Genomic DNA, 12,558 nt, shown 5'->3' with positions numbered 1-12,558 from the left:
TATTAAATCTGTCTTAAGCAGTAAAGAGTTTAAATGTAAATGTGGTAGCCTTTCGATACAATTTGAATTTCAATAGCACAATAAATCCAATAGAACCCAACTGTAACAAGGGTGCAAACAAATGACTGCCCCAATCTGTTCCAAATAAACTGCTCCAAAAATTGGTGTTGATTTCTGTATAAAGATTATTGACAAAAACATTTACCAGAAAAAATGCTGGTACTAACATATACACTCCTGCATAGAGTTTAAAAAAGTTATAGGCCAGGGTTCGAAACTTTTCAAAGACCGCTAAACTGATTACCAGTGGGAAAAAGGCTTGCATAATTCCTAATAAAAAGAAACGCTCTGCCAAGAATAGTGGATAAATAAACAAATCCAACAACCATAAAAACATAGCAATTATAAAAGATATTATTTTCAGTCCATACAAGGGTGTTACTAGTGCTTCATACAACATTGCCATTGCTTTTTTAGCTGCTTCCAATGCGCCTACCTCCTGCTCTAAATCGATGTCTTGTAATTGTAATGGAAGGAGTGCTGGAGCTGTATCTCTATATTGTGATTCTATAGCCACTAGTATGCTATCGAATACTCCCAATACTTGTGTAGAGAAAATGACCAATATGATCACTGCAAAATTCTTTGCCAGCTCAGAAGGTGTTAAACCCCACGTATAACCTTCATTACTTGCAACTCCTTCATTGTACTTTTTTAAAATATTTATCAGAAAAAATAATATCGCTAATGTTTTCATTCCAGTTATGGTGTACTGTGAGAAATCACTACTTTTAATGGTGGTAAAAATGGTGTCTATATATTCTAATCCTATGCTAAGTATCATTGTTTAATGTATTGTTTTTAATAGGAAGTTTCTCTTTCATTAATTTTGGCTTGTAGTTCTCTAAAAGCAATAATTTCTCGATAGCGTTTGGTTTTGGCCTCAATTTCCGCTACCATTTCTTTGGATTGTAATTCCTTTTCTTTAAGTACTTCAGCGCGCTCTGCATCCGTCATTTTAAGGTTATTACTGGATAATATCTGGTCGATATAATCCAAACCTTCCAAAGAATTTTCTATAATGGCATTAAAGGATTTTGATATGCGATTGACTTCATCTTGTTTTATATAGGGTGAATTTAAAATTTGCCTCAAATCACTTTGTACCACATCAAACAATCGTTGGTTGTTTTTTGCCATTTCTCGCACAGCTTTTAATTGCCGTATCACATTATTTACTTTTTCAATATTCTCTTTTTGCTGTTTTAAAAACTGAACTGTTTTTAATAATTGAGAAGTCTGCTTTGCCGATTCTATCAATGATTTTGCTAGACTGATAAAATTCGTATTATCATAAACAGGCATCCCCTGGCCGGTGCTGGTAGCACTCACAAATATGAGCAGTATTCCGGATAAAAATAGTTTTCTAATTGTGGTTTTCATATACTTAAGTTTTATTGGTTATTAATTTGATAGTTGTTGTTTGACAAATATGTCAAGAGCCTTTTCCATATTGTTTGTCTTTTTATAAATCGACATTATAGCGTCACTTTCTTTACCATCTGTCAGATAAGCTGCATAGACTTCCTTTGGAACTTCTAACCTAAAAATATTGCTTACTTTCCCTATTTTGATAAAGATTTCAGTGTACTTTCTTGCGCCTGTAAAATTATTGCGAATGGATTTTAATTGGTTTAAATCGTGGCTAGACAGGTTAAGCCTGTTTTTTAATTCCTCATAGCCTTTTTCATTTCTAAGACTATACACCACTTGTGTGTTTTCAAGAATACTTGCCGATGTAGCATTGACTGGCAGTTGATTTATTGATTGCAAGATAATTCCAATAGCTCCATTTTGTTTTCGAATGGCTTGGTAATAAAACTCAACACTTTCCAATACATTTTCGAATTTGAGTTGTTTGGCAAACTCATCAAACAGAATGATTCCTTTTTCTGAACGATTACGCCAAATAGTACGTTGAATGGCTGATTTAATCAGCTTCAACATCACCGATAAGATTTCCTTATTGTCTTTTACTTCATCGAGTTCAAATACAATCAATCGCTTATCTTCAATCTTATAGGTTTGATCTTCGCTTGTGTTGAATAAAAAGCTATACAAACCATCCCCAACATATTCTGAAAGAATGTGTAAGAAGTTATAGACACTAAAATAGTTTTCCTGAATATTAAGCTCTTGAATTAAGGTGTCTTTTCTGTCATCTATAAACTGGTACAAACTTGCCAGAGAATGATTATTTCGAATGTATTTATAATAATAAAGAAGTACTTTTTTGATGGCAACTTCTTCTGCTTTGGTTGCTTTTTTTCCAGATGCTAACAATTCCAATATAAAAATAGAAAGATCTTCTAAGCGTTCTGGTGTTAAATCACTTTCTTTAGAAATATAAAATGGATTGATTCCTAAGTTCTTTCCTTGCTCGTACCGGAGTATGATATGATCTTTTGGATAGAGCTTGGCGAACTTCGAATAAGAACCTCCTAAGTCAATAATAACCAGCCGGACGTTTTGTTCAAAATACTGTCTTAAAATATTATTGGCTAAAAATGATTTTCCTTCTCCCGTTGGCGCAAAAATGGCAAAGTTCCGTGCCTTGATTCTTTTCTTTTTTTCATCCCAAACATCCTTCAATACTGGTATGGTATGCTGACGATCATTAAAGATGATTCCCGTGTCATCTGACTGATAATTCGTATTGTTGATGTATAAACAAAGTGCTTGTTTTAAATCAGTTACATACAAATCTTCATTAGAAAAATTTGATGCAAAAGAGCAATAAGAGTTTAAAAAGAAGTTTTTTCGCTCTTCTCCTTTTGGATAATAAGGTACAATGTCTAATTCCTTGAACGCTGCTTTTATCTTAGAAGCAATAACACCTAGCTCTCGGGCTTCCCGAGTCCAGAAGATGATGTTTAGATGTCCTCGAATAATTCTGGAAGCATCGTCTTCATTGATTTTAGCTACAATAGCTTCAATCTTTTTTAATATAACTTTATTCTGAGTTCCAAAATTGGAGCTTTTATTCAAGGCTTCAATTTTCTTTTCCAGTAGCTTTCTCCATTTATGCTTGTCATCTAAATAAATGATTTGATTAACGATATGATTTTCATCTAAACTTAAACCCAAATCATCGATAAATCCTTGATGAAACACAAAATCATCGGAGGTAAATTTATCATTGATTTTGCTGCTTTGAACTACATCTCCAAAACAAAGTTCACTGTTCACTGCCAATACATCAAAATGATTTTCACCAATGGTTATTTCATTTTTATTTAACTCAATATCGGTATCAAAGCCTTCATTAAATCCATTGAAATAGCTTTCGGTTAATGCTAAAATTTCGCTTTCATTTAATGGTGTTAGAGACATCCTTCTAGAATTATTGATATAGGATACAGCATCGGTAATCGAAGTTATAAATTCTTTAATCGTATGATCTAATTGCTGATGAATTCCTTTTTCTACCTTTCTAAATGGATTGGTAAACTTAGACGCATTTAAAGCTTTGTTTTTCGGAAGGATGAAATATAAATAAGAGCAGTGTTTTATATAGTTTCTTCCTTTAAAATAATTGTATGTTGCTTTTTGCAGGAAAGTACTGTCAGGTAATTTATCTGCCTCATAGTGTCCTTTTTGATAAATGTCCTGTTTATGAATAACTGTAGCGGTTGGTAAGGATTTAAAAGCTTGAAACCAACAACCGTGAATATCATCAAAATCCTTTTCTGAAAGAGAATACACTTCAGGCAAAAGACTTTTATAGCATAGCACTACATTCCCATTACTAGCCATTAGCAGGTTTTGATCGACTGATAAAATTGGATGGTATGTAGAAAGATTAATTTTCTTCATAATGTAAGTGGCTTGATTTTTTATTAGTAATGGTCTGTGGAAATACTTTTTGAAAGTGAAGTAACTCTGGATGCTTCGTAATATGTGTTAAGGCAATATATAACCCTGCATTTATGACAAACACAGAAATAATCACTATAAAACTGAATGAAAAGATGATAATGAGCAATGAACAAATAACACAAATTATCATCAGGGCAAACAGCGCTATGGGCAAGCCCATAATCACAGCACTTTTTCTAATATTTTTATAGATTTCGAATTTCTTCATAATTATTAATGTTTAATTGCCTACTATCGCTTATTGACTAGACTACGATACCTATTAAATAAGTGAAGATGCCTACTACTGCTCCAGCAATAAGGACAAATACCAGTACTCTAGTAATCCCCTTTTTTAAATCTGCATTTTCACCAAAGAAATGTCCTGCATTAAACAAGAACCCTATTAAGAAAATGACTCCTAAAATGATGGGAAAAACAGCTCTGATAGTGTCGGAAACATCATTTACGGAATCTTCAATACCTCCAATTTGTGCAAAAAGTGACGTTGAGATAAGAATTAATAGACTGGTTAGATAATGTGATTTTTTCATAATTAAATAGCTTTAAAATTTGTTTGATTTTTATAATTGAAAAATAGTGTATATTGTAATTTAAAATGCTGATAATCAGTAATTTGTTAATAAAATAAATTTTAAATCAAATACTATTTCTTTGATGTGAATTGACATCAAATTGTATGAAAAATAGAAAGTACTATGTTGATAAGTCTAAAATTTTGGAAGTTGATGAAGCTCAAAAACGTCAGTTTTTGGATTTTGATGCTTAAAATGTGTCTCATTTTTGGTCAGAATCATGTAGCTAAAAAAGTTATTGTTATTGATCCTGGACATGGTGGAAAAGATTCAGGTGCAATTGGTATAAATGGAATCCAAGAAAAAGATGTAGTGTTGGATACTGCGTTGGAAATTCTAAGACTAAATAAAACTATTTTTAACAATCAATTGGATATCTATTTAACCAGATACAAAGACACGCTGATTTCACTTTCTGACAGAAGTAGATTAACTAAAGGTATAAAAGCTGATGTGTTTTTGTCCTTGCATTGTAATGCCTCTCGAAATACCTCAAAAGGAATTGAAGTCTATCTGCATAATTCAGACAATCTAAATACTAAACAGTCTATTTCATTTGGATTATCTGTACTAAATGAAAGCACTCGTAAATTAGGTTTTAAAAAACGAGGTGTGAAATTTGCTAATTTTAAAGTACTGCGGGAGGCTTCTGCTTTTTGTCATGCAATTCTTGTTGAAGTGGGGTTTGTTACGAATTCTGATGAAGCAGACTTCTTTTTGAAACCTGAAAATATAAGAGCGATGGCATTGGCTGTTTTAATGGGATTGTATAACTATTTAAATATATAATTATGAAAGATTTTTTTTTGAGATTGTAAAAATATTGAAACAGCTACTACTTCGACTACTGCTTGAATTTAAATCAATGATAAAATAAAAAGATTTAGAATAAAAGCACTATGCAACCGCAATACTGAAGGTCGCAATAAGCTTAAATTATTTTCGATGTCTTTTATTAACCAATTTCTTTCTAATCAATTCAATCCTATTTATTTCTTCAGAGCTAAGGTTTAATGAATTATTTAAAATTTGATGATTGTATTTTAATAAAATTTCTTCAATATCTTGTTTGCTCTTAAAGTCTATTTTATAAGCATTAAAGTTATTATGAGATGACATTGGCATGGGTAAAACTCTAAACTCATTAGGAGTTAATTCTAATACACCACCTCCATAATATCTACCCTCCAATTCTGCAAAAGTTAGCGTTAATGAATTGTAAAATGAGAAAATAAAATCATTTAAATTATAATTATCTTTTATCTCTATCTTATATGCACTATCTGTTACAAAAACATTAGCTTCATTTTTTAATAATTTAGGATATTCGTGAGCTCGTTTAAAGAAAAAAGCTTGAGATTGTTTAGAAATATTAGGAACTTGATACCAGTTATTACGCTGTTTACATTTAAACCTGTTTTGTAGCTTTTCTGCTTCCCCAAAAAGGATATATTCATTAACATTTGAAGGAATATTATCAATATCTAAAACATTAAAATCTAATAAGTAAGACGGTTTGTTATCCTTTATTAATTTTAAATAATCATACTTGCTAAAAGTAACAGAACCATTTACAAAAACACCTTTTTGAACAATTGGTTTTGCGTACTCTTTTAAGTCATATTTGTCTAAAGTTTCTTTATCAACAATAAAAAAATTATTTGCAGCCGTTACAATTCCTGCTTTATTATCCACATAATCAGAAACAAGTCTTAATTCTTTCTTTATATTTTCAAGAAATGAATGTTCTTCTGGGGTTATAAAATGATGTGTCCATTTCTTGTTTGATTCTGACACACTCTTATTACTATATAATCTGAATTTCCTTTTTTGAAGTTCCTCTATAGACTTTATAGTAGTATAAAATGTACCCGGTACTTCATGCTCTTTATATCCTATTAATAATACTGTATTTTGACCCTTACATTCTAAAAACTGAAGTTCATCAAACATAAAAATTTCAATGCGCTTAAAAGAATTTTTAAGTAAATCTCTAATCTCTTCTGTAAACTTTACTTGTAACAATTCTAATGGAAGAACAAAAGCTAAAAGACCATCTTTTTGTAATTTAGAAATACCACTTACTAAGAATGAAGTCCAAATATTATTTATTTTCCTATCTGCAAGGTTTTGCTCTAAATGAATTTCTTTAGCTATTTTTTTTTGCTCAGATGTAAGATAATTACTTTTTACATAAGGTGGATTACCAAGGATAGCCGAAAATTTCTTTTTGCTTAAAAAATGAAAATCAAGATAATCCTTGTTTAAAGCGGTTATTTTTATTGATTTATTATTGTTCTTTTTTACAGCTTTATTTAATTCTGCTTTTTCTCTTTCTACAATAGTCAAACTGATTTTATTAAAATTATCTAATCTTTCAATTTCGTTAATAGCTTGAACAAAATTACCATCACCAACACTCGGTTCAAGCACAGAAATATTAGGCTTATCTATTTGAGATAAACAGTATTCAGCAATAAATTTTGCTAAATTAAGAGGAGTGTAATATGATCCTATACTTTTCTTATTCATTTTCTGATTTCAGCCAATTTATATGGTCGTATTTTATTGCGTTTTTGAATTGTTTTATTTAATGCGATCAAACTTGCTAATGTTTCCTTTAAAATTTCGAAATCTTCTGGATTATTAATTTTTTCCTGAAGCAATTCAATAGATTTAGTTACTTCTTCCTCTCTTTTTTTTAGAAAAGATTCACGTCTTTCATATAATAATTGAGGTCTATTTAAATAGAGCCTTTCAGTCATATACCTAGTACTTGCATATTTCCCATAAACTTTATAATCATCTGATTTTATATCAAATAACTCTGAATAATCATATGTAGAAGGATCTGGATAACAAATAACTTCTAAATCATCTGCATTATTAGGCCAATCATTACTTTTGAATCGGTTACAGATAGGGCAACTATAGAATAAATTACGAATATCATTCTCCAAAGCTTTAAACCTCCTAATTGATTTAGGTTTATAATGCTCTATATGATAATGATCAATCCCTCCAAATTGAGCTTCATTAATAGAACAGTAAATACACTGATAATAACATTCTTCTGCTATTTGTTCTTTCCAATCTGGATATGTTCCTTTATCTGGTTGATTTACTATATCTTTTTTTATTAACTTCCAATTCACTATTCTTTAATTTTATTTTCAATTTTTTTTTGTAAATCTTCTAAAAATTGAATTTTATTTTCATATTCGTCTAGCCAATCTTTCCTTTCTCCTAAACCACTATCAAGTTGAACATTTAATTTAAGCTGTAATGCTTTTAAACGATTTAAGTCATTTTCATCATTTTTTCCTGATGCTACTATTTCTGAAAGTTGTTTTAATTCAGAAAGTTCTTCAATATTTTCATTTAAAAAACTTTGGCTTGCACGAATAAAACGTTTTACATACTTTTCTCCATCCACAATAAATTCTTCTCTCCCAATGATATCTTCAAATTCACTAAATTTCTTCTGTAAATCGTCATCGTTCTTATGTGAAGTAATTACATAGATTGGAATGTCCATAAAATATTTTCTTATTTCTAAAACTAGTTGATTCCCACGATAGCCAACAGGGCCTTTACCTTCTTCTGAGTCGTTATGCATTTGTTCATCAAAAATTAAACAAATTATTTCGTTTTGCTCTATCCACTCTTTATAGAGAGATATTGAATCATCTGCAAAAGGAAATACATCAACAACCTCAATACTTGACTCAAAGTTGTCTAGATGAGACTCTATTAAAGATTTTAATGTTTCTCTTTGAGCCTTGTTATCATCAATAATACCAATTTTACTCATAATTAATTTCTTTGTTTTCTTTCTTTAGGAATCCAAATTTTAAATCTAGCACCTTTTAAATCTGGGTCACGATCAAATGAAATTTTCCCATTAAGATCATTTACTATTGAATTAACTACTGTCAAGCCTAAACCAGTACCAATACTCTTACTACCTTGAGTTGGGTATACTTTTGTTGAAAAGAGTGGTTCAAATACTCGATGTTCGAATTCTTTTGAAATACCTGGGCCAGAATCAGAAACCACTAATGAAAATCCAATAACTGGGAGTTTTTTAGGTTCTATTAGGTCCTCTTCTATTAACCTGATAATTATTTTTCTTTTTCCCGATTTTAAAGTAGCTGCTGTATATGCATTTGTTAAAAGGTTGATTAAAACCGTTTCTACATCCATTTGAAATGTGTATGTATATATGTCGTTTAACTCACCATCATCAATATAAATTGAAGCTGCAATATATGCCGGTTTAAGTTCATTAATAACAGATTTTACAATTTTAGCAACATTTACATTTTTTTTACTTCGCTTTTCTCTTTGAACACGAGTTAGAGCATATGCTCCCCAAGCTGCAACTCTCTTTGAAGATTTTACAGCTTTCTCAATTTCTATCAAGGCGCCATTTATGCTTGGTTCTCTTCTCGATAAAGCAAGTTTTGCAGCCATAACAGAGCCTTTGAGTTGAGTAATTGAACCTTCTGTCTCGTGACCAAAAACTGCCGAAGAAATTCCAATTGTAGCTAAACCACTTAAAGTTCTATTCCAATTAAGAAGTTCAGTTATTGTTTTTTCAACTTTATTAGTTGTACCACTTAATTCATTTACATTTTTTTGGACTCTTTCTTTCAGATGATTCTCAATTTTTGAATTACTTTGAATTTCTAAGTTAATCGTATATAAATCCTTTTCAATACTATTTAAAGCTTTTATAATTCTTTGAGTTGTAGATTCTTTACTTCTAGTTTTTCTTTTTGCTTCATTTATTTTGGGAATTAATCTCGTTCTATATGACTCTAGCATATTTATAGTGCCCATCACCAAACTTTTCAAATCGTAAAAAGCTTCTGATTCTACGAGCCCCTCCCGTGCTGCGCTATCTGATAGTTCAATATTTGAATCTCTGGCAATAAAAACTGCTCCTACTAATTGATTTGGCGTTACACTATAATTAGCTGACCTACTAATACCCGCAGGGTCTTTTGCTTTTCTGTCTGCTAAACCTAACCAATCATAACCAAATTGAGAACTTGGAAAACCATAAGGTTTTACAACAATTCTGTCACGGTAAATTTTGATACCCGCATTATTGTCTAAAAACTCTCTTAACTTAGTTAAATTAAAATCAAAGTCTTTGACAGATGCACTTTCTCTTAAAAAGAAATAGAGCTTAATTGTCATTGAGCCTGACCTTATTTTGTTGTTATTTAATATTGATTTATTAATACCTGTTCTAGCTAATAAATTTGACCATTCTATTTTTTCAATAGTTTCTTTGCTATTGTATTTATCCCAATATGTGTAAATTAATTCTGTCCCTTCACCAGGATAATATGCTTCAATTTTAATTTCTGCGGCATCTAAATAATTGGAGTCTATTTCTTCTGATGGCAAAGGGTAAACATCATTTACTAATGATATTTTGAAATCTTCAACACCCTCATAAGGAGGCGTTAGTGCTGAAAGTTCTTGATGTAAATTCTCTATATTTATTTTTGACCAAGGTTGTCTTTGCCCTGTAATAATAATTTCAGTACCAACTGATGAAGGTTTACCATCCTTTATTGGAAGTTTTATTGATTCAGGTTCAAATATTTCAACACGAATATCAGATAAAGACTTTCCTTCAACATCAAAATCATCCCAATTTAATTTCAGCCCAATAAGCTTATCTTTTTTTGATTTAGTTCTAAGTTCTAGTGTTGAGCCTAATCTGTCTGTTGATATTCGACCAATGCCTTTTTCTCCAGTTTTTCTTCTTCCTAACTCACTTTTTGTTGAAACTCGTTTACCAGAATATCCTATTCTTAACCAGCTATTTTTCAACTCTTCTTCTGTCATACCGAAACCATTATCAGAAACCCTTATAAGATCCTTTGTTTCAGAAAAAATTTCGACATCAACTTTAGTAGCATCAGCATCATAACTATTTTTCACTAACTCTAATAATGCGGTAGAATGATCTTTTATACTATCTCTTCCAAGATGAATTAAAGTTTTAGCATCAATATAGAATCTCTGATTATTTGGGTCTTGTTTTGCCAGTTCCCTAGATAAAAATAAAACATCATCTAAATTAGGAGGGTTGCTTTGAATAGCTAAAAGCAGTTTTTCTTGTATTTCCTTAGTTTTACTCACTATGCGTTAATTAAATTTTTTGGATTTATATCTAAAATACTCGCAATTCTAAAGAGAGTGGGTAAGGATGGCTGCCGATGATTAGTACACCAATTAGAAACTGTAGTTTCACTCATACTCATTTTTTCAGCTAACCACTTATTCGATTTTTGATTTTCAACAAGGACAAGCTTTATACGATTAAATTTATTCAATTTGGACATAATATTCACCTAAAACACAAATATATTTAAGTTTTTGCATATTTTTTAAAAATATTTCAATTATCTGCGTTTATCCAAACATTTTTTATCAAACGCAATCAAATTAAACAACTGTCGCATTCTAGAACGCACTCGATTCCCATAATGCTCTTCTAATTCTTGCGCATTCAAGTTCGTGGTACAATGTGTTTTAAATCTATATTTTAAATACAAATCGTGACGAGAAAGTAACACCTCCCCCATTACATTACAATCTTTTCCAAAAAAACGTCCAATAGGTTCTATTCCTAAATCATCAAAACAGTAAAATCGATTGTCACCATATTGCTCAATTATTTTGTAGCCAATGTGATTAAAAGCAAAAGTAACATTGCGTGTTGGAATCAATTCAAATGATGGATACTGTGGTGTGATATGTCGAATGAGTTTCATTAAGCTTGTTTTTCCGCAACCTACTGGTCCAGATAGTAGAATTCCTTTATTGATATCAATATTTAGCTTCTTGCAATTCTGCCAATCTCGAATTTGATAATTGCAAAGCTTGTACAGGATTTCTCGATCCTCTTTGTGAATTTTAAACTTTTCTCCAAACAACAGCTTTCCTTTAACATCCAAGTAAATTAATATCTTTTCAAAATCGTAATGGATATGATTTCCTTTGAGTTCACCCAATTGATATTGCTCAATTCCTTCGTTGATAATATGTGGTGTTTTTAAATTCATAACGGTTCATTATAATTTTTATCGGTACTTGTCTTTAGGTTGTCCTGATATGGGACAGTTGATTTTTGTTTTTCAGTTGTTTTAGAATTTTTTGAATTTAAATTTTTAAAAAAATTGCGTTTGTTTATGTTTTTATTGTTTTCTATAGTTTGTAAATGTTTGTTTATAGATACCAATGCTTGTCCATTGCTTGTCTCATTTTGAACACAGCTTTGGGCCACTACTTGTCCAGTACTTGTCCCAAAATCGTACATCTTGATACTAGACCCTTTGAACGGATTGTGTGATGGTATGTACAAAATGTATTTCCAATAACTGAGTTCTTTGATACAGCGATGATAGGTAGATTTTGAGCCAATTTTGGAATAAGTCATCACTTCTTCACGATTGATATAAAACTCATCCTTAAAGAAATTTAGATTCCATAGTTGAAACAACGCCACATACAAACTGATATGTGTTGGATTCAATCTGCTATCTTTTGAAAATTGGACAAACACCGCATTGAGATGCTTTATATAATTTATGTGCTCCAAAATAGTTCTAAAATTTGTTATGAATTCTATTATTTTCTAACACTTTTAAAATTTCCTGATAATCGTAATACAACACTCCTCCAATTTTGGTGTAAGGCAATGTTCCATTAATTCTTAGGTTTTGTAAAGTCCCTGGTGAAATTCCAAGTAGTTCTCGTACCTCAGGTGATTTAAGCCATTTTTTTATGGATTGTCCGCTATTTGTTTGTAATAATTGTTTGATATCGTCGAGTAATTCCATTTTGAATTCTCGAAGATCTTCGGTTGTAATGATTGTTGCTGCCATTTGTAAAACATTTTTTAGAACAAAGCCGCCATAATATTATAACTTTTTTAAATAACGACTTTGTATTGATTTGACTTTCGTTCTACAAAGTTGAAGTGTTTTATTAGCATTTCATCAATAGGCACTCCCAA

14 protein-coding genes are annotated in these 12,558 nt (G+C 30.8%); 1 reads left to right on the top strand and 13 read right to left on the bottom strand.

The annotated features are described in order from the left end of the window. Nucleotides 1-13: 13 nt before the first annotated feature. Genes CHB63_RS12185 through CHB63_RS12165 form a run of 5 tightly spaced genes read right to left on the bottom strand, consistent with a single transcriptional unit; the run spans nt 14 to nt 4,472 of the window. Entirely contained in the window at nt 14-844 is an 831-nt protein-coding gene (locus CHB63_RS12185; protein WP_089378755.1) for a hypothetical protein, read from the bottom strand. 17 nt (nt 845-861) lie between these two features. Next, entirely contained in the window at nt 862-1,443 is a 582-nt protein-coding gene (locus CHB63_RS12180; protein ID WP_089378754.1) for a conjugal transfer protein, read from the bottom strand. 21 nt (nt 1,444-1,464) lie between these two features. Then, complete coding sequence (locus tag CHB63_RS12175) at nt 1,465-3,876, bottom strand: TraG family conjugative transposon ATPase (protein ID WP_089378753.1); 2,412 nt, start codon at nt 3,874-3,876, stop codon at nt 1,465-1,467. After that, nucleotides 3,863-4,147, bottom strand: a complete 285-nt coding sequence (locus CHB63_RS12170; RefSeq protein ID WP_089378752.1) for a hypothetical protein — start codon at nt 4,145-4,147, stop codon at nt 3,863-3,865. Before CHB63_RS12170 ends, CHB63_RS12175 begins: the two co-directional genes overlap by 14 nt. Before the next feature lie 37 nt (nt 4,148-4,184). Then, nucleotides 4,185-4,472, bottom strand: coding sequence for a hypothetical protein (locus CHB63_RS12165; protein ID WP_089378751.1), 288 nt, complete (start codon nt 4,470-4,472; stop codon nt 4,185-4,187). A gap of 237 nt (nt 4,473-4,709) precedes the next feature. Here CHB63_RS12165 and CHB63_RS12160 point away from each other — a divergent pair, with 237 nt between their 5' ends. After that, a complete protein-coding gene (locus CHB63_RS12160) occupies nt 4,710-5,303 on the top strand; it encodes an N-acetylmuramoyl-L-alanine amidase family protein (RefSeq protein WP_245856945.1) in 594 nt (197 codons plus the stop codon). A gap of 147 nt (nt 5,304-5,450) precedes the next feature. Here the strand turns inward: CHB63_RS12160 and CHB63_RS12155 are convergent, their stop codons facing one another. The 8 genes from CHB63_RS12155 to CHB63_RS12120 form a co-directional block, all read right to left on the bottom strand. Continuing rightward, complete coding sequence (locus CHB63_RS12155; protein WP_089378750.1) at nt 5,451-7,046, bottom strand: Eco57I restriction-modification methylase domain-containing protein; 1,596 nt, start codon at nt 7,044-7,046, stop codon at nt 5,451-5,453. After that, the gene (locus CHB63_RS12150) at nt 7,043-7,669 is read right to left on the bottom strand and encodes an HNH endonuclease (RefSeq protein WP_089378749.1); all 627 of its coding nucleotides are present in this window, start codon (nt 7,667-7,669) and stop codon (nt 7,043-7,045) included. The genes CHB63_RS12155 and CHB63_RS12150 overlap by 4 nt, the downstream gene beginning before the upstream one ends. Continuing rightward, the gene (locus tag CHB63_RS12145) at nt 7,669-8,328 is read right to left on the bottom strand and encodes a response regulator (RefSeq protein WP_089378748.1); all 660 of its coding nucleotides are present in this window, start codon (nt 8,326-8,328) and stop codon (nt 7,669-7,671) included. The genes CHB63_RS12150 and CHB63_RS12145 overlap by 1 nt, the downstream gene beginning before the upstream one ends. A gap of 2 nt (nt 8,329-8,330) precedes the next feature. Continuing rightward, entirely contained in the window at nt 8,331-10,679 is a 2,349-nt protein-coding gene (locus tag CHB63_RS12140) for a sensor histidine kinase (RefSeq protein ID WP_089378747.1), read from the bottom strand. Then, on the bottom strand, nt 10,679-10,882 hold the full coding sequence (locus CHB63_RS17420) for a helix-turn-helix transcriptional regulator (RefSeq protein ID WP_089378746.1): 204 nt from the start codon (nt 10,880-10,882) through the stop codon (nt 10,679-10,681). The genes CHB63_RS12140 and CHB63_RS17420 overlap by 1 nt, the downstream gene beginning before the upstream one ends. Nucleotides 10,883-10,942: 60 nt before the next feature. Beyond that, nucleotides 10,943-11,605: a P-loop NTPase family protein gene (locus CHB63_RS12130; RefSeq protein ID WP_089378745.1), complete on the bottom strand. Its 663-nt coding sequence runs from the start codon at nt 11,603-11,605 to the stop codon at nt 10,943-10,945. Then, a complete protein-coding gene (locus CHB63_RS12125) occupies nt 11,602-12,075 on the bottom strand; it encodes a hypothetical protein (RefSeq protein WP_317043605.1) in 474 nt (157 codons plus the stop codon). The genes CHB63_RS12130 and CHB63_RS12125 overlap by 4 nt, the downstream gene beginning before the upstream one ends. Before the next feature lie 73 nt (nt 12,076-12,148). After that, nucleotides 12,149-12,427, bottom strand: coding sequence for a helix-turn-helix domain-containing protein (locus CHB63_RS12120; RefSeq protein WP_089378743.1), 279 nt, complete (start codon nt 12,425-12,427; stop codon nt 12,149-12,151). Nucleotides 12,428-12,558: the final 131 nt, after the last annotated feature.

Origin of the sequence: Lutibacter flavus, from assembly GCF_900188355.1 — a bacterium.
Taxonomy (GTDB): Bacteria; Bacteroidota; Bacteroidia; order Flavobacteriales; family Flavobacteriaceae; genus Lutibacter; species Lutibacter flavus.
The sequence above is the reverse complement of the archived record's forward strand: the minus strand, read 5'-3'. Positions and strand labels throughout refer to the sequence as shown.

Coding starts and splice junctions, on each gene's coding strand:
- CHB63_RS12185 (WP_089378755.1), bottom strand. CDS start 844: ATGATACTTAGCATAGGATTAGAATATATAGACACCATTTTTACCACC.
- CHB63_RS12180 (WP_089378754.1), bottom strand. CDS start 1,443: ATGAAAACCACAATTAGAAAACTATTTTTATCCGGAATACTGCTCATA.
- CHB63_RS12175 (WP_089378753.1), bottom strand. CDS start 3,876: ATGAAGAAAATTAATCTTTCTACATACCATCCAATTTTATCAGTCGAT.
- CHB63_RS12170 (WP_089378752.1), bottom strand. CDS start 4,147: ATGAAGAAATTCGAAATCTATAAAAATATTAGAAAAAGTGCTGTGATT.
- CHB63_RS12165 (WP_089378751.1), bottom strand. CDS start 4,472: ATGAAAAAATCACATTATCTAACCAGTCTATTAATTCTTATCTCAACG.
- CHB63_RS12160 (WP_245856945.1), top strand. CDS start 4,710: ATGTGTCTCATTTTTGGTCAGAATCATGTAGCTAAAAAAGTTATTGTT.
- CHB63_RS12155 (WP_089378750.1), bottom strand. CDS start 7,046: ATGAATAAGAAAAGTATAGGATCATATTACACTCCTCTTAATTTAGCA.
- CHB63_RS12145 (WP_089378748.1), bottom strand. CDS start 8,328: ATGAGTAAAATTGGTATTATTGATGATAACAAGGCTCAAAGAGAAACA.
- CHB63_RS17420 (WP_089378746.1), bottom strand. CDS start 10,882: ATGTCCAAATTGAATAAATTTAATCGTATAAAGCTTGTCCTTGTTGAA.
- CHB63_RS12130 (WP_089378745.1), bottom strand. CDS start 11,605: ATGAATTTAAAAACACCACATATTATCAACGAAGGAATTGAGCAATAT.
- CHB63_RS12120 (WP_089378743.1), bottom strand. CDS start 12,427: ATGGCAGCAACAATCATTACAACCGAAGATCTTCGAGAATTCAAAATG.